18 protein-coding genes are annotated in these 15,778 nt (G+C 57.3%); all 18 read right to left on the bottom strand.

Translation table 11 applies throughout. The features are described from left to right. Window positions 1-65 precede the first annotated feature (65 nt). The 18 genes from BW950_RS03065 to hslV all read right to left on the bottom strand — a co-directional run bounded on the left by BW950_RS03065 (window position 66) and on the right by hslV (window position 15,769). Complete coding sequence (locus tag BW950_RS03065) at window positions 66-626, bottom strand: flagellar basal body-associated FliL family protein (RefSeq protein ID WP_076487826.1); 561 nt, start codon at window positions 624-626, stop codon at window positions 66-68. Between the two features lie 40 nt (window positions 627-666). Then, window positions 667-1,401, bottom strand: coding sequence for a flagellar motor protein MotB (gene motB / locus BW950_RS03060; RefSeq protein WP_076487825.1), 735 nt, complete (start codon window positions 1,399-1,401; stop codon window positions 667-669). 46 nt (window positions 1,402-1,447) lie between these two features. Then, entirely contained in the window at window positions 1,448-2,233 is a 786-nt protein-coding gene (locus BW950_RS03055; protein ID WP_076487824.1) for a motility protein A, read from the bottom strand. Between the two features lie 5 nt (window positions 2,234-2,238). After that, on the bottom strand, window positions 2,239-2,436 hold the full coding sequence (locus BW950_RS03050; RefSeq protein WP_018525956.1) for a flagellar FlbD family protein: 198 nt from the start codon (window positions 2,434-2,436) through the stop codon (window positions 2,239-2,241). 20 nt (window positions 2,437-2,456) lie between these two features. Further along, window positions 2,457-3,869, bottom strand: a complete 1,413-nt coding sequence (flgE, locus tag BW950_RS03045) for a flagellar hook protein FlgE (protein WP_076487823.1) — start codon at window positions 3,867-3,869, stop codon at window positions 2,457-2,459. A gap of 55 nt (window positions 3,870-3,924) precedes the next feature. Further along, a complete protein-coding gene (flgD, locus tag BW950_RS03040) occupies window positions 3,925-4,359 on the bottom strand; it encodes a flagellar hook assembly protein FlgD (protein WP_076487822.1) in 435 nt (144 codons plus the stop codon). A 42-nt stretch (window positions 4,360-4,401) separates the two neighbouring features. Beyond that, on the bottom strand, window positions 4,402-6,087 hold the full coding sequence (locus BW950_RS03035) for a flagellar hook-length control protein FliK (protein WP_076487821.1): 1,686 nt from the start codon (window positions 6,085-6,087) through the stop codon (window positions 4,402-4,404). A gap of 20 nt (window positions 6,088-6,107) precedes the next feature. After that, window positions 6,108-6,734, bottom strand: coding sequence for a periplasmic-type flagellar collar protein FlbB (locus BW950_RS03030; protein WP_076487820.1), 627 nt, complete (start codon window positions 6,732-6,734; stop codon window positions 6,108-6,110). Further along, window positions 6,718-7,167 (bottom strand): flagellar export protein FliJ, encoded by a 450-nt coding sequence (locus tag BW950_RS03025; protein WP_076487819.1) that lies wholly within the window; start codon window positions 7,165-7,167, stop codon window positions 6,718-6,720. Before BW950_RS03025 ends, BW950_RS03030 begins: the two co-directional genes overlap by 17 nt. Beyond that, window positions 7,160-8,491, bottom strand: a complete 1,332-nt coding sequence (locus BW950_RS03020) for a FliI/YscN family ATPase (RefSeq protein ID WP_076487818.1) — start codon at window positions 8,489-8,491, stop codon at window positions 7,160-7,162. Before BW950_RS03020 ends, BW950_RS03025 begins: the two co-directional genes overlap by 8 nt. A gap of 16 nt (window positions 8,492-8,507) precedes the next feature. Next, a complete protein-coding gene (gene fliH / locus BW950_RS03015) occupies window positions 8,508-9,467 on the bottom strand; it encodes a flagellar assembly protein FliH (RefSeq protein ID WP_076487960.1) in 960 nt (319 codons plus the stop codon). A gap of 121 nt (window positions 9,468-9,588) precedes the next feature. Further along, window positions 9,589-10,674, bottom strand: a complete 1,086-nt coding sequence (gene fliG, locus BW950_RS03010) for a flagellar motor switch protein FliG (RefSeq protein ID WP_076487817.1) — start codon at window positions 10,672-10,674, stop codon at window positions 9,589-9,591. 6 nt (window positions 10,675-10,680) lie between these two features. Beyond that, window positions 10,681-12,387, bottom strand: a complete 1,707-nt coding sequence (fliF, locus tag BW950_RS03005; RefSeq protein WP_076487816.1) for a flagellar basal-body MS-ring/collar protein FliF — start codon at window positions 12,385-12,387, stop codon at window positions 10,681-10,683. Window positions 12,388-12,482: 95 nt separating this feature from the next. Then, window positions 12,483-12,812 carry a flagellar hook-basal body complex protein FliE gene (gene fliE / locus BW950_RS03000; protein ID WP_076487815.1) on the bottom strand — a complete coding sequence of 110 codons (330 nt, stop codon included), beginning with the start codon at window positions 12,810-12,812 and terminating at the stop codon, window positions 12,483-12,485. A gap of 17 nt (window positions 12,813-12,829) precedes the next feature. Next, window positions 12,830-13,288, bottom strand: coding sequence for a flagellar basal body rod protein FlgC (gene flgC, locus BW950_RS02995; RefSeq protein ID WP_076487814.1), 459 nt, complete (start codon window positions 13,286-13,288; stop codon window positions 12,830-12,832). 18 nt (window positions 13,289-13,306) lie between these two features. After that, window positions 13,307-13,726 (bottom strand): flagellar basal body rod protein FlgB, encoded by a 420-nt coding sequence (gene flgB, locus BW950_RS02990; protein WP_076487813.1) that lies wholly within the window; start codon window positions 13,724-13,726, stop codon window positions 13,307-13,309. Between the two features lie 109 nt (window positions 13,727-13,835). Next, window positions 13,836-15,260, bottom strand: a complete 1,425-nt coding sequence (gene hslU, locus BW950_RS02985) for an ATP-dependent protease ATPase subunit HslU (protein WP_076487812.1) — start codon at window positions 15,258-15,260, stop codon at window positions 13,836-13,838. Beyond that, a complete protein-coding gene (hslV, locus tag BW950_RS02980) occupies window positions 15,215-15,769 on the bottom strand; it encodes an ATP-dependent protease subunit HslV (RefSeq protein WP_076487811.1) in 555 nt (184 codons plus the stop codon). The genes hslU and hslV overlap by 46 nt, the downstream gene beginning before the upstream one ends. Window positions 15,770-15,778 lie beyond the last annotated feature (9 nt).

The raw sequence follows: 15,778 nt of genomic DNA, 5'->3' as shown, positions 1-15,778 counted from the left end.
CCAAACGAGCCATTCAGGCCCCGTCTTTTGCCAAAAAGAGAAACCCCTCCGGGAGCGTCAGACTCCTAGAACTCGATGAACTCATAGCGACTGAACGCCACGTCGCGGACCCGGTTCACCATGATCCTGTTGATCTCTTCCCGGAGATCCTGTTTTACCCGCAGGCGGTTCTCTACCCCTTCCAGTTCCCGGATAGACCGGGAAGAAAAGTATATCGCAACCGCCTCACGAATCTGGATCTCCCGCCGGATTAATTCCTGCAGGGTCGCGTCCGACTCGGGGCGATATCCGATGTGGGGGGTGACGATAAAGGTTCGCCGCACCTCATCCCTGGTGGTGCCCCGGACATCGCCAATCTGGCTGAACCAGTCCAGCATTTCGGCGCCGCCCCGCTCGTACTCGCTATGCAGGGGAAGGCGTGTGGTATCTGCCCTGGCACCTCCGCCCATGGCCCGGACGGTGATTACCACCACCACTACGATAAATACTATGGCACCAATAACGATGGCGCTCCACTTGAGAATATCAATAACAACGGCGGGGAGAAAACCGATTTTCTTTTTCCCCGCTGCAGGCTTGTCTTCACCGCCCGATTCATCTTCCGGATCAAATAAGTCATCAGACATCGCACATCCTCCCGGAGCAGAACAACTCTGCCCCAGACGATCACAAGTGACCGTCGGTAAGTATTATAACATCAACCCGGCGATTATACGCCCGTCCCTCGGCAGTTGTATTATCGTAAAGAGGGCGGTGTTCACCAAGCCCCATCACCTGGAACTGGGATTCCTCCACACCAAACTCCGCCAGATACCGCAACACTGCCAGAGCCCGTTCAGTGGAGAGCTCCCAGTTCGACGGCCAGGGACCATTGGGGTCAGTCGCGATATTATCGGTATGACCTTCTATTCGAAAAGTCCTCTCGGAAAGTATTTCCAGAGAGAGAAGACGAGAGAGACGTTGCAGGATCCCCCGGGTTTGCTCGATCCGGACCCGGGCACTGGCGGTCTCAAAGAACGAATCACCTGCCAGGGATATCACGAGCCCCCGTTCATCTTCCTGGACACGCACCATCTCGGACTGTATCTCGGGCTGAAAAATGCTGATCGCCTCGCGGCGGGCCTCGCTCAGGGCCCTGCCCCGCTCCATGGAGGGGAGAGATTCTATAGTATTACCAAGTTCTGCCAGTGGCCCCGCCTCAAGGGTGTTTCCTCCCTCGAGGCTTCCCAGACCGGGAAAGGCGGCCAGTATAAGCCGCAACTGATGGCCATCAATGGTGGCAGTGGTAAGGAGCATCACGAAGAAGGTAAGCAACAGCGTCACCATGTCTCCGTAGGTGAGCATATAGTCGGGCGCGCCTTCGGGAGGACATTTCTTGCATTTTTTCCGATCACCTGCCATGGCAGCTATCCTCTATTCTGCGCATATCAACCTGCTTCTGCGCATATCAATCAGCGCCGCTCTCGCTCCGCACGGCCTGCCGCTGACTCGGAGGAAGGAAGGAGACGAGTTTCTCCAGCAAGATCCTCGGGTTATCACCGCTCTGGATCGAGAGGACTCCTTCGATGACGATTTCCTTTACCCGGCTCTCCTCCTTGTCCCGATCTTCCAGCTTGCTTTTCATGGGAATAAGAAAGAGGTTTGCAAAAAATGACCCGTAGAGGGTGGTAATGAGCGCCGTCTGCATACCCCGTCCGATCGCCGTGGCATCACCACCGATGTTTCCAAGCATGGCTATGAGCCCTACCAGGGTTCCGATCATACCGAAGGCAGGCGCAATTTTGGACCAGTCGTCAAAAACCTTGATTCCCGTGGCGTGGCGCTCCTGAAGCTGATCCAGATCGGCGTAGAGAATACGCTTGATAATATCCGGATCCGTTCCGTCCACCACCAGCTGGATACCCTTGCGCATGAACTCGTCTTCCACGGCGTCCAGGTTGTCCTCCAGGGCCAGCAGGCCCTCTTTCCTGGCCCGGTCGGAAAACGAAACGAGCTGACTGATCAGCTCCTCCTCGTTCCAGGTTGTCACGGTAAAGACATGACGCAGGTAGCTGGTGATCCCCAACATACGACTCAGGGGGTTCGCCACCATCATGGCTCCGAAGGATCCCAGGAGAGTAATAAGAACAGAGTCTATGCTTATGTAGGGACCGATCCCCACACCACCGAGAATGATTCCCACAGAAACCATAACTATCCCGGTGGTAATTCCAATTATTGTTCCCAGATCCATCAGAACTACTCCTCGTTCTTGAACAGACCGATCATGCGCCGGTACTCGACAATGCGGCGAAAGAGCGTCTGGTAGTCTTCACTCACAACCAGACGCTTTCCGGAAAGCATGACGAGGGTGGTATCGGGATTCAGTTCCACGTACTCAATGTGATGAGGATTTACGTGAAATACCCGCCCGTCCAGTCGTGTCAGTTCAATCATCGCCGATCAGGGTACTCCCTTTACCGCTTCAGTGTTAAGACTTCCTGCAGCAACTGGTCTGCTGTCTGGATAGTCTTGCTGTTCGCCTGAAACCCCCGCTGGGTAACGATCATATCGGTAAACTGCTCCGAAAGGTCCACGTTGCTCATCTCCAGAGCGCCCGCGATAACCGTTCCCTTTCCTGCAACTCCCACAGGAGCAATATCGGGAAGCCCGCTGTTTATGGAAACCTGGAAGTTGGTCTCTCCCGTCTTCTCCAGCCCTCCGGGGTTGGTGAAGGATGCCAGGGCCACCTGACCCAGGGAGCGGTTGTTCCCGTTGGAATAAATTCCGGTGATGATCCCGCTCTGATCGATCCGGTAATCTTCCAGGTAGCCCATGGTGAAGCCATTCTGGTTAAATACCTTGGTAGAGCTTTCCGAAGCGTACTGGGTCATACTGTCCACGAAAGCCCCGGCCCTGCCCAAGTTGAGGTCAAAGGTCTGAAGCTGCACCTCATCCACAGGGAGGCCCGTCTCGGGATCCAGGGGGATGCTGCTGCGCGGAACCTCGAAGGTCACCTGGACTCCCAGATCATCGTCGTTCATGAGCCCGCCCTCGGCGTTCTGCACCGACTGCAACGTTCCGTCGTTGGAAAACTCGATAATAAAAGTTGCTCCATCAACGCTATCGACACCGCCCACCGAGAGCTGCTGGGGGATAACCTCGTCGCCTTCCGGCCCCAGGGTTGTCGTGGCGATCCACTGATTCTCTGCATCGGGGTTTCGGGTGAAGTCGATCCGCAGGGTGTGGGTATTGCCGAAGGAATCGTAAATGTCGTACTCGGCGGTCCAGGTTCCATCAAGAATCTGGGCATCCGTTGCATCTTCGGGAATCAAGGGGGTGTTCTTGTTCAGGTTTGAGGCCAGAAAGACCTGGGAGGTTGCCTGGGCCGGGTCCTTGCTCCCCACGGGAATCACCAGATCCTCCACGCGGGCCGAGGTGTTCACCATGGTCTGGCCGTCTACCGTCTGGGCCTGCCAGCCCTGGACCCGCATTCCGCTGGCGGGGTTCACCAGGTTACCCTGGGCATCGAGCCCGAAGGCCCCGGCCCGGGTGTAGTAGTTTTCGTCGCCGGCACGAAGCATGAAGAAGCCCTCTCCCTGGATGGCCAGATCACTCTTGACTCCCGTGGTCTGGAGCGATCCCTGGGTATGGAGGGTATCGATGGTAGCCACCTGCATGCCAAGCCCTACCTGCTGGGGGTTGACGCCTCCCACTCGCTCTCCCGGCCGGGCGGGCCCCTGCATCATCTGGGAGATCATGTCCTGAAAGTTGACCCTTCCGCGTTTGAACCCCGTGGTGTTTACGTTGGATATGTTGTTTCCAATCACATCCATTCGCGTCTGATGATTTTGCAGGCCCGAAACGCCTGAATACAATGATCGCATCATAGGGGTGCTCTCCTCTTCATCAACTTCATAAACCTCTTCACCTTTACCATTGCGATCATTGCAAGATCCTCTGGATCTCGGAATAATCGTAGGTCTGATTATTCACCGTAACCTGGGGGACGCCCCCCTGGGTGACCGCCGAAACGGTTCCGCGTGTCGTCTGAGCTCCCTGGCTTATCTCCACGGTTTTACCCAAAACATGCACAGCCCGGTCAGCCATAAGGCTCTCATTCAACTCCCGGAATCCCGTCGCCACGTTGGTCATCTGCTCAAGGGCAGAAAATTGGGCCATCTGGGCAATAAACTCCTTGTCCTCCATGGGATTCGTGGGATCCTGGTTCTGGAGTTGGGTAAGAAGAATTTTCAGAAAATCGTCTCGTCCAAGCTCCTGGCCCGATCCCTTCGCCCCGGAGAGAGCCTGGTTGAAGGCGTTTGCCTGGGACTGAACCCGAGACTTGTCGGTTGCATCCATCGTCATTGAAATATTCATTTCTGCTCCTCAGTTCCTCGGTTCCGTCGTGCTCGGGAGACCTCAGGCAACGAGGTTCACCCGGCGGAGGCCAAAGTCATAGGCTCCAGCATCCTGGACACCTTTGCTCAAGGCCTCTGCCCCCTCTCTGCGCGAGGGTCCGGAACCTCTGCCTGCCTTGCCCCGGGCGCTCTGATCGCCCTGCTGCCGGGCATCGCCGGTGCTGACCTCCAGGGATCCCATCTCCAGCCCTGCTTCGGCGAAGGCCCGTTCCAGGGCTGCCAGGTTCTGTTCCACCACCTGGCGCACGTTTTGATTATCGACAAGAATCCGCCCGGCTATATGGCCCTGTTCCATCTGCAACAGGATCCGCACCCGCCCCAGCTCGGGGGGGCGAATGATCAGGCGGATCTCACCCCGGTCGGAGTCTTTCATCATCACTTCGGCCTGACGAACGATGGAATCGCCCAGCGAGCCATTTAAACGCCGGGCCAGGGATGCCGTGGCCTCGGGAACCGAGGCAGCCCCCCGGTCCTGAAGGGGCGATGAAGCTGTATCCAGTCGAACAGAGAACTCCCGTCCCTCCGAGGTCACCGAGGAGTCTTCCTCGGACAGCTCCTCCGAGAGATTCACCACCATTTCACGTACCAGGGAGTCACGATCCTGCTGCCCCCCCTGCTGGTCACGGTGTTCGCCGCTGCGACGATTCCGCAACCGCTCGGCAGACGCCGACGAACGCCCTTCCAGGGGAGCAATCTCGCCGGCGTCCCTGGATGGACCCCGGGGAGGTCCCGAAGAGGTCCCCTGACCTCGTTGTGCAACAACACCGGAAAGAGTGCCTGTCGCCCCGTCCGGATCAGAGCTCCCTTTTTCCTGCCCTGCCTCAACACCTGGTGTGCCACGGGCTGCTTCGGTCCGAGGAGATGCTTCTCCGGAATTCCTCTGGCCGGTGTCCTCCCGAACCTTCGACGTGTGCCCAGCCTGTCCAGCGGCAACTCGGCCCCCCCCGGCTTCTCCCGGGGAAGTTCGGTTTCGGCCTGCCTCGGCCCTGTCTTTCCGGCGAGATATGCTCCGCTCTGATTCCGTCTCCCCTTCTTTCAGTGCGGAGACCTTGTTTTTTTCGGCATCTTCCTGCGATGCGTCGATGGAGGCAGGGTCGGACACCTCTCCGGACAGAGCCATCTCTGAAGCAACTCCCTCGGGGATCGCCAACAGGTTTTCACCAGCCTTCTGGTCCTCTTCACGTTGTTCAAGACGGGAGAGAACGTCTGCCAGGGCTGCAAGCTCTTCCGTCGCAAAGGTTGCCAAAGACGAAGCGTCCTGCTCCTCACGGATTTTCTCCGAGTCCCCCGATGGTTCCGCGCTTCTTTTCCCAGAATCCGACCGGGCCAGATCTTTCATCGCCCGGGCTTCCTCTTCAGGGTTTCCGGAGATTCGAGAGAACGTCGATGTTTCGTACGTGTCAGGTGATTCCTGTTGAAGAGATGCGTCAGGGACATCGGGTTTGTCGCGGCCAGCCAGTCTGTCGGTGTTTCTTTGCCTGTCGGTGTTTCTTTGCCTGTCGGCAGCGGCGTTCCGGCTGGCTTCAGCCCGGGCATCAGCCTCGGCCCGGGAATCGGACTGGCGAGAGATGGCTCGCAAATACTCTGCAAAAGAGGTCTCCGGCTCCCGGCGCTCTCGCACAAAATCCCCGGGAGCGTTTCCTGAAGCGATACCACCTGGCGTTGCCAGCGGTGCAATAGTATGCACGTTCTGGGCACCTCCTCCTTCTATTCGTCAGGCCGAAGCGTCATCTTTCGCTGAATATCAGCTGCCCGCTCGGGAGGCAAACTCGAGAGCCACACCGAAACCAGTGACATCTGGCCGGCCTGGGCTGCAAGCTCCTCCGTAACCCGAAAGGTCTCGATCATCAACTGATCGTCGTAGCCCTTCAGGATCTCTACTGCTTCTGCGGGCCGCATACTCGTGAGATACCGCGAGTTCTGCTCAAGCACTGCTCTTCTATTTTCGTACACTCGGAGCCGTTCATTGAGCGAAACTTCACGTTCCTCCAATTCTTTTTCTGTAGCAACCAGTTCCTGCTCCCGTTTCTCCAGATCCTGCCGGTACGATGCAAGCTGGTCCCGCTGGAGCGCCAGTTCCTCGGCCTGAAGCCGGAGCGCCTCGTGAAACGCTTCCAGACGCAACCGATCCATGAGCATCACATCATCGGGATCGTCGAAGACCTCCCGAGGCTCCCGGCCCACAAGACGCAGCACGGGAGCAAAAGAATCCCGGGCATCGATCAGCCCGAGATAGTCAAACCAGAGCATGCCGCCCACGGTGAGCCCCAGCACAAGGAGCATGAGAAGCAAGATCTGCGGAAGCGCTCCCATTCTGCTATAGCGTGCTGCCATGACCCATCCTCCGGCTCATTACGATATCATCGAGCTTGTTTTGTTCTTCCTGGATCTGCTCCCGCCGATAGACGGCAGCTCGTCGTTCCCGCAACCGATCAAGAACATCAGCGGCACGGCGGGCTTCCTGATAGCGCAGAGCCGCCTTCTGGCGCACCTCCTGGGCCTGTTCGAGCTCCTTCTGAAGGGTTGCCTCCTCGTGGCGCAGGCGCAGGGCGTAGGCAGCCTGCACGGAGCGGTAGCCCAGGTCCTCAAGGCGAGCCCCGGGTTCTCCCTCGGTGAGCGTTCGACGGCACAGCTCCCGGCGCACCTCGATCTCCCCGGTGATGCGGGTGCACTCTGCCGTGGCCGCCCCTAATTCCAGACGCCGCTGGTCTTCCTGGTGACGACGAATATCCAGAATTGCCTGGAGCCGAAAGTGAAACTTACGCATCGGCCATCTCCATTCCCGCGATCTCCCGCAGAGCGTTACGGGTTTCCTCAATGGAACTGCACTCGTCCGAACTCTGCTGAAGCAATTTCAGGATCATCGGCCGCTTCCGTATCGCCTCATCGATGGCGGGATTGCTCCCGGCAACATACACGCCGGCGTTAATCAGATCCTCGGCTTCCTTATAGTCCGCCAGAAGTCGCCGCAGAGCCCCTGCAGCATCGCGATGATCAGGAAGGGTTATCTTGTTCACCAGGCGGCTTACACTGGCCAGGACATCGATTGCGGGGTAGTGGTACCGCTGGGCCAGCTCCCGGCTCAACACCAGATGGCCGTCAAGGATACCCCGGACGGCGTCGGAAACGGGTTCGTCCATATCATCGCCCTCAACCAGAATCGTGTAGAACCCGGTGATCGTTCCCTTTTCACTGGTACCGCACCGTTCAAGAAGCTGGGGCAGCACAGCGTCGACCGAAGCAGGATAGCCCCTTGAGGCAGGACCCTCTCCCCGGGCAAGGCCGATTTCCCGCTGGGCCCGGGCAAACCGCGTAACTGAATCGAACATAAGCATTACATCCCGCCCTTGGTCGCGAAAAAACTCGGCCACAGCCGTGGCCACATAGGCCGCTCTGAGACGGGCCAGAGCGGGAGTATCCGAGGTGGAGACCACCACGACGCTTCGGGCGAGGCCTTCCTCACCCAGATCGTTTTCGATGAACTCCCGAACTTCCCTTCCTCGCTCACCAATCAGGGCAATCACGTTCACGTCGGCCGAAGTATTTCGGGCTATCATACCGATCAAGGTAGATTTACCGACACCACTTCCGCTGAAAATACCCAAACGCTGACCCTTTCCCGTAGGAATGAGACCGTCGATCGCCCTGATGCCCGTCTCGATCTGCTCCTGAATGGGTCGACGGCTCAGCACATCGGGGGGACGCTGGATTGCCGGATACCGATGAACCCCGGCAATATCGCCCAATCCGTCCAGGGGATTACCCAAACCGTCCAGAACTCTTCCCAGGAGCTGATCGCCCACGGAGACACTCAAGGTCTCTCCCAGGCCGATTACAAGGTTTCCCACCTCAATTCCTTCGATCTCGCCGTAAGGGGCAAGTTGAATGACCCCTTCGCGGGCACCTATCACCTCGGCCAGAACGGTCTGTCCGATACTGGAAATATGGATCTGGCAGAGTTCGCCAACCCGGGCCTGGGGCCCCAGGCTTTCGATGCGGAGACCTTCCACAGCCTGAACACGGCCGACCTGTCGAATTGTTTCGGTTTGATCAACAAGAGCCTGATACTTTTCCAGAAACTCTATCGCCATGGCCGTCCTTCCTCTGTCACACCGCCCCTCCGGACCGCTTGGGACGGTTCTTGATAGGCACCATCTCAAGAATACGGTCTTCTATTTCCCGGAGTTGCGAGCTGATGCGCGCGTCGATCTCGCCGAAATCTGTTTCAATAATGCACCCGCCGGGATCGACCGAGGTGTCTTCGGCGATGGTAATGTGCTTCACCCGCTCGGCCATACGAAGAATTTCTTCGCGATGACTCGTTACCAGCGGCAGATCCGCCAGGTTGACCCGAACGATAATATCGCTTTTTTGCTGAAGTTTCTGAAGCGATTGGGAGATATTGTTGATCACCACGTTTTTCTGGTGCTCGCTAATCACCTTGATTACCTTCTTGGCGATACTCAACACCAGAGCTACCACCTGGGACTCGCTTTCCTGGATGATCTCGTTGCGCCGCTCGATAGCTTTGGAGAGGACCAGGTGGAAGCGATCGATCACGCGCTGGAGTTCCCCAAGCCCCTCCTGAATTCCCGCCTCGCGACCTTCCTGGTGTCCCTTGCGGGCTGCCTCGGCCTCGATCGTCTGACTTCTGGACTCGGCTTCGGCAATAATCCGCTCGGCCTCGGCCTGCGCGGCGGCACGAGCAGCCTCAGCCTCCTCGGTGGCCCGCCGGCGTTCTTCGGCAGCCTGCTCTGTTTTGTCCCGAATCTGCCGAAAAGCCTCTTCTTCCGCCTTGTGAAGAATTTCTTCCGCCTCGGCTCGTGCCGCGCTGACCAGCTCCTCCCGCTCCTGTTCCCACTGTTCCCTGAATGCCTCGGCTTCGCGGCGCAGATCATCGGCAGTTGGACCCGTGTAGTCTTCGAGGCTCTCAACTTCATCGATTTCGTCGATGGTCTCAACGGGAACGGGCGTTCTCTGGTGAGGCATTACCGGCCGCGGAGGCTGGAGAAACACTTTATGGGGTTTGTACTGAACCTCACCCGATCTGAAAACGTTCTTTCCCATTTTTTCCTTTCCCCCTGGAGGTCCGGGTTCGGCAGGTTTTCCGAATATTCCCAACGCCCCCCTGCACCGTCACGTTTGCACAGACCTGGTTGCCAGGCACACAACCTGGGCAACCTGCTTTCTAGACAACCAGTTCGTCTTCTCCAGCCCGGGCGACAACAATTTCACCCTGCTCTTCAAGCTTGCGAATGATGGAGACGATCTTTTGCTGACTTTCTTCAACATCTTTCATGCGGATCGGCCCCATGTACTCCATGTCATCCTTCAGAAGCGCTGCAGCACGTTTTGACATGTTGCGGAAAATCTTGTCCTGAACCTCGGAATCCACCGCCTTCAGTGCCTTGCCCAGCTCGGCGGTGTCAACTTCCCGCATGACCTTCTGAATGGCCCGGTCGTCAAGCATGACAATGTCCTCGAAGACGAACATCCGCTTCTTGATTTCCTCGGCCAGTTCGGGATCTTCCTCTTCCAGGCTTTCAATAATGACCTTCTCCGTCGAGCGGTCCACCAGGTTGAGAATCTCCACAATACTTTCCACACCACCTGCAACGGAGTAATCCTCGCTGGAGATGGAAGCCAGTTTCTTTTCCAAAACCCGTTCTACCTCCCGGAGCGTCTCCGGGGAGGTCCGGTCCATGGTAGCAATCCGCTTGGCCACGTCCGATTGTATCTCGTTGGGAAGGCTTCCCAGAATCACGCTTGCTTTCTGGGGCTCAAGATAGGCCAGGATCAAAGCGATCGTCTGGGGATGCTCCTGCTGGATAAAGTTCAGCAAATGCGTGGGGTCCGTCCGTCGGATAAAATCAAAGGGGCGAACCTGCAAACTCGTGGTAAGGCGGTTGATGATATCGACCGCTTTCTGGGATCCCAGGGACTTCTCCAGAAGTTCCCGTGCATACTCGATACCCCCGGAGTTGATAAAGTCCTGGGCCATCATGAGTTCCTGGAACTCCTGAAGGACCGATTCTTTCTCCTCGTTGCCGAAGTTCTCCATCCGGGCGATCTCGAAAGTCAGGGTCTCGATCTCGTCTTCCCGAAGGTGCTTGAAGATCTCGCTGGAAATTTCGCTCCCCAGAGTCACCAGAAAAACTGCCGCCTTCTGTCGACCCGAGAGATCTTTCTTGCGTTTCCCGCCCGTTGCGGCCCCGCCACCAACAAGGCCTCCCCCGGCTGCTGCGGATCCCTGCGCTGCCTGCTGTTTCGCCATATCCTTCTACTCCTCCGCGAGCCAGGTCCGGACGAGCTGAGCCACGTCCTCGGGATGTTCCCGGGCCATATTGATAGCCATCTCTTCCAGCTCCATCCGTGTCCGCTCTTCCACAGACATCTCCACTTCGGCGCTCTCCTCCTCGGCACTCCGCAAGGCTGCTTCCCGCATTGCCTGGTGTTGCCGTGCGAGCTCCTCCTCCCGCAGACGGCGGCGGCGCTCGATCTCTCTGGAGACCAGGCGAAAGACGATGAAGGAAACCAGAATTATGGCAATGCTCACCAGGACGTAGAGCACGATCATCTGAATCTGACGCTGCCGTCGAAATCGCTCGTCTTCCTCCTGGAACTGGGCGCTTCGATCAAACTGAAGGTGCCGAACGCTTACGGAATCCCGCCGTCGGTCGCTGAATCCTACGGCGTGCTCCACCAGTTCCCGGGCAGCCTGAAGCTCCTCTGTTGAAACCGGGGTGTATTCCCGGAGAATGCTTCCATCGGGGTTGGTCTTCACGTTTCCCCGTTCGTCGTAGGACCATCGCCAGGTTCCGTCGATCGCAACACTGGCGGTAATACGCTCGATGGTAGGGCTCTTCTCTTCCATGGTGCGGCGTGTGTTGATCTCGTAGTTTGTCCGGTCCTCTTCGTTGGACCATCGGCCCACCAGCCCCTCCAGGTCCCGGTAGGCTGGCGGCGTTTGGCCTTCCATCCCCGGAGGGCCCTGGGGATTAAAGCCGGTCCCCTCGTATTTTTCGTCAACCCGCTCGCGCGATCGGGGAATTGAGAGGACAAACTCTGTTTCGTCGAAGGGAGTATTCGGGTTGTTGGGAACGGTGACGATCGGGAAGAACTCTTCCGTCTCTTCCGTGCGTTTTCCCATGTCCATGTCGACGTTGATATTCACCACCTGGACACGGTGGCGTCCGAATATCTCGGCCAGGGCGTTCACAATAGACTGGCGATAGAGCGTTTCCTGCTCCCGGATGATCGCCAGTTCACGCCGGGTCAGTTCAAGACGGTCAAACTCCTGGAGGCTCTGGAAATCGTTCAGCACCACCCCCGAGGGGTCCGTAATGGTGATGTGTTCTGCCTGCAGTCCTTCCACTCCAAACTGGATCAACTTTTCGATCCCCTGGATCTTCTTCCGGTTTTCCCTGATATCACTGCCCGGTCTGGGGGTAAGTATCACCGAGGCAGTCACCGGGTTCTGTTCGGAAGTGAAAAGCTGACGCTCGGGCAGGACAATGGATACGCTGGCGGCATCGATATCACTCAGGGCGGTGATGTGCCGCTCGATCTGTCTCGTGATACTCCTGCGTAAATTAACGTTTCGCTCAAAATCGGTCAGGGTCCAACGCTCCACATCAAAAAGCTCCCAAGGATCGGTTCCTGAAGGAATCAGATCCTCCCTGGTCAGGATGGAGCGCATTCGCTGGGCTGTCTGTTCGTCGTCGAGCATAATCCGGTTGTCGGGGGTAATGGTGTAGGAAACGTTTTCCTGATCCAGCCGGTTTGCGATATCGTTGAGTTGCTGGGGATCTGTTATGGGACGCCGCAAAAGAGGAACCTGCGTGGGAGACGCACTGAACACCACCAGCATGACCAGCGCCACCAGCGTTACGGCAATGATCCCGCCAAACATCAGCTTCTGTGGTGTCTTCCATTGCCCCCACAGGGACTGGATCCGTTCCCTCAGGCGTGCAAATAATTCTTTCATCTTCCCCTCCCTTTGTGGTGCATCCTCTGCCGGTCCCGCCGCTGCCGATCAGCGAACCTGCCGCACCTTGTTACTCTCGCTCCCCGGAACAGAAGCTAACGCAGACTTGTTATATCCCGGTAGGCCTGAACCACCCGGTCTACCACGTTCTTTGCAATACTCAAGGACGTGTTGGCCTTTGCCGCTGCAATGGTGAGATCATGGGCATCGACGCTTTCGGGACTCACAATAGCCTGCACCGAAAGCGACTCGTGAGCTTTTTGATGAGTGTTTACATCCTCGAGGCCCCGCAGGAGAGCCCCTCTGAAGTCAGACGGTTCTGTCCGGGGCGGAAGCGGTTCGGTGCGCCCCGGCAGGTGATTCCGGTGCGTCCGCGCAATGGGCAAGGCCTGTCGATTCATTCCTGCCGGATTCATGATATTCATGGCGTCTCCTCTCGGGCTTACCGCCCGATCTCCAGGGCCCGCTGAAACATGGTGCGAGCTCCATTTACCACAGCCACGTTGGCCTCGTAGGCTCGTGATGCGTCGATCAGGTCCACCATCTCGCTCACGATTGTCACGTTGGGATACTCCACGTAGCCCTCGCGGGGGCCGCTTTGTATGGCATCGGGGTGAGTGGGATCGTAGACCATCCGCAACTCGGCGTCCATGTCTTTTTCCACACTGGTGACACGGACGCCCTTCCCCACTCCCTCATCCAGGGGCCGGGGAACGAAGGGGCTCTTCCAGGAGACGCCTTCCGTACGTGGCCTGAGGACCACCCGGGAGCGCCGATAGGGGCCACCCTCGGCGGTGCGCGTGGTGTTGGCGTTCGCAATATTGTCAGCGATCACATCCTGACGCAATCGCTGGGCTGTCAGGCCCGAAGCTGCTGTATTAATACTGGAAAAAAGTCCCATATGCTACTCCTGAAAGCCTTACCGCAAGACCAGGTTGATCCGGGCAAAAGAATCTGCCACGGAGCGGGTCATCATCTGGTAAGCCAGCTGATTATTCATCAAATCCATCGACTCCACGTCGATATCCACGTTGTTCCCATTGTTTTTGGCCGTTGTGGCAAAATCCAGAACGCGCCGCGGACGCACATCGCGATAGTCCAGGGGCTTGTGAAAGGGGATGTGCCGATCATGGGTAGTCTGCTCCCGGAATCGGGGCTTCCGGGCAGAACTCTCCAGGGCGTAGGCCAGACGAGATTCAAAGTTCACATCGCTTCGCTTGAAGTTGGGCGTGTTTGCGTTGGCGATATTGTTGGCTATCACGTTTTGACGCAACAGGCTTGCATCCATGGAGCGATGAAGAATATCAAGCTGCCTCCCCAGGCTGGTTCCTTCGATCATGTCCGACTCCTTCTCCTCATCTTAAGGGTTCCTTTTTCCTATCATCGGCGCATCCTCCCGGGTTTATTACCCTCCACAGGATATATCACAGGATATATCACAGGATATATCACAGGATGTAGCGACTCAGATCCTGATCCTCCACCACATCGGACAGGCGATCCTTCACATACTGCTGCGTAACGGGGATTGTCTGTCCTGAAAGATCAGGGGCATTGAAGGAGACCTCCTCCAGAAGCAGCTCCATTATTGTCTGAAGGCGGCGAGCCCCGATATTTTCGGTGCGACTGTTTACATCGGCGGCAATGCGGGAGAGATCCCGGATTGCTTCGTCCTCGAACTCCAGGATCACTCCCTCGGTGAGTAGCAGTTCCTTGTATTGTCGGATCAGGGCATTTTTTGGCTGCGTAAGGATTCGATAGAACTCTTCCGCCTCCAGTGCTTCCAGCTCTACCCGCAGGGGGAAGCGCCCCTGCAGTTCGGGAATCAGGTCGCTGGGCTTGCTCATGTGAAAAGCTCCGGCGGCAATAAAGAGGATGTGGGAGGTATCGACCACCCCATGTTTTGTATTGACCTGACAACCCTCGACGATGGGCAAAATGTCCCGCTGAACCCCCTCGCGACTAATGTCGCTCGAGGAACGTCCCTCGCGGGTGGCGATCTTGTCAATCTCGTCGATAAAAATAATTCCCGTGTTCTCTATCCGGTCCCGCGCCAACTCGGCGGCCCGTTCCGTATCGACCAGTTTGTCCATCTCTTCCTGGAGGATATATTCCCGGGCCTGATTGATCGTCATGCGACGCTTTCGTTTCTTTCCGCCAAAGAGGCTTCCCAAATTTCCCAGATTGAGATCCAGCTCCTCCACGTTGCTACCTGAAAAGATCTCGATCGCCGGCATGGCCTGCTTGCTCAGGGTAACGTCCACTTCCTTTTCGTCCAGTTTTCCTTCACGAAGCATCCCGCGGAACCGCTCCCGGGTGTGAGCGGAAACCCCTCCTGCGGCGAGATCCCCCTCGGGATCGGCATTCACCGCCACGGGCTCCAACCCCTCATCGGCCCTGCTGCGCCCCCCTCCGGGAAGAAGAAGATCCAGCAGGAGCTCTTCCGTGCGCTGTTGCGCCTTCTCGCGTACTTCTTCGCGCAGCTCCTCTTTCACCATGGTGATGGCCACCGACATGAGATCCCGCACCATGGACTCCACATCGCGCCCTACGTAGCCAACCTCGGTATACTTGGTGGCCTCCACCTTAACAAAGGGGGCTCCCGTAAGACGGGCAAGCCGACGGGCTATTTCGGTTTTTCCCACGCCCGTGGGGCCGATCATGATGATATTTTTGGGGGCCACCTCGTTTTGCAGTTCTTCGGGGAGCTTTTGGCGCCGCATGCGGTTTCTGAGGGCGATCGCCACGGCTTTTTTTGCCTTGGTCTGTCCGATAATGTGCTTGTCCAGCTCTGCGACAATTTCTGCTGGGGTCAGATCCTCTAATTTCACGAAAGCTCCTCCACCGTAATATGACCGTTGGTATAGACGCATATTTCCCCGGCAATCTGCAAGGACCGTTCGGCTATCTCCCTGGCCGAAAGATCAGTGTTGTTTAGCAACGCTCGGGCAGCCGCAAAGGCGTAGTTTCCGCCTGATCCAATTGCCATTACTCCATGTTCCGGCTCCAGCACATCACCGGTACCAGAGATGAGAAGAACCTTGTGCTTGTCCGCCACCAGGAGCATCGCTTCCAGGCGGCGCAAGGTCCTGTCGGTTCTCCAATCTTTGGCAAGTTCCACGGCGCTGCGCATCAGATCTCCGCTATACTCCTTGATCCGGGCTTCAAACCGTTCAAAGAGGGTAAAGGCATCAGCCGTGGCTCCGGCAAACCCCACGGCGATTCGCCCGTCATAAATGGTCCGAACTTTTCGGGCGTTTCCCTTTACCACGGCTTCTCCCATGGAAACCTGTCCATCGCCGGCAACTGCAACAGAATCACCTCGCTGAACCGCCACGATTGTAGTGCTTCGAATCCGGGGTGTTCCCCTGGTGGTACTCATTGTATTCCA

It is taken from the genome of Alkalispirochaeta americana (assembly GCF_900156105.1).
Lineage (GTDB): Bacteria > Spirochaetota > Spirochaetia > DSM-27196 > Alkalispirochaetaceae > Alkalispirochaeta > Alkalispirochaeta americana.
The sequence above is the reverse complement of the archived record's forward strand: the minus strand, read 5'-3'. Positions and strand labels throughout refer to the sequence as shown.

Coding starts and splice junctions, on each gene's coding strand:
- flgC (WP_076487814.1), bottom strand. CDS start 13,288: ATGGGACTTTTTTCCAGTATTAATACAGCAGCTTCGGGCCTGACAGCC.
- fliF (WP_076487816.1), bottom strand. CDS start 12,387: ATGAAAGAATTATTTGCACGCCTGAGGGAACGGATCCAGTCCCTGTGG.
- BW950_RS03055 (WP_076487824.1), bottom strand. CDS start 2,233: ATGGATCTGGGAACAATAATTGGAATTACCACCGGGATAGTTATGGTT.
- fliE (WP_076487815.1), bottom strand. CDS start 12,812: ATGAATATCATGAATCCGGCAGGAATGAATCGACAGGCCTTGCCCATT.
- BW950_RS03030 (WP_076487820.1), bottom strand. CDS start 6,734: ATGGCAGCACGCTATAGCAGAATGGGAGCGCTTCCGCAGATCTTGCTT.
- BW950_RS03065 (WP_076487826.1), bottom strand. CDS start 626: ATGTCTGATGACTTATTTGATCCGGAAGATGAATCGGGCGGTGAAGAC.
- BW950_RS03025 (WP_076487819.1), bottom strand. CDS start 7,167: ATGCGTAAGTTTCACTTTCGGCTCCAGGCAATTCTGGATATTCGTCGT.
- BW950_RS03050 (WP_018525956.1), bottom strand. CDS start 2,436: ATGATTGAACTGACACGACTGGACGGGCGGGTATTTCACGTAAATCCT.
- flgE (WP_076487823.1), bottom strand. CDS start 3,869: ATGATGCGATCATTGTATTCAGGCGTTTCGGGCCTGCAAAATCATCAG.
- motB (WP_076487825.1), bottom strand. CDS start 1,401: ATGGCAGGTGATCGGAAAAAATGCAAGAAATGTCCTCCCGAAGGCGCG.
- hslU (WP_076487812.1), bottom strand. CDS start 15,260: ATGCGTCTATACCAACGGTCATATTACGGTGGAGGAGCTTTCGTGAAA.
- fliH (WP_076487960.1), bottom strand. CDS start 9,467: ATGGGAAAGAACGTTTTCAGATCGGGTGAGGTTCAGTACAAACCCCAT.
- flgB (WP_076487813.1), bottom strand. CDS start 13,726: ATGATCGAAGGAACCAGCCTGGGGAGGCAGCTTGATATTCTTCATCGC.
- fliG (WP_076487817.1), bottom strand. CDS start 10,674: ATGGCGAAACAGCAGGCAGCGCAGGGATCCGCAGCAGCCGGGGGAGGC.
- hslV (WP_076487811.1), bottom strand. CDS start 15,769: ATGAGTACCACCAGGGGAACACCCCGGATTCGAAGCACTACAATCGTG.
- flgD (WP_076487822.1), bottom strand. CDS start 4,359: ATGAATATTTCAATGACGATGGATGCAACCGACAAGTCTCGGGTTCAG.
- BW950_RS03020 (WP_076487818.1), bottom strand. CDS start 8,491: ATGGCGATAGAGTTTCTGGAAAAGTATCAGGCTCTTGTTGATCAAACC.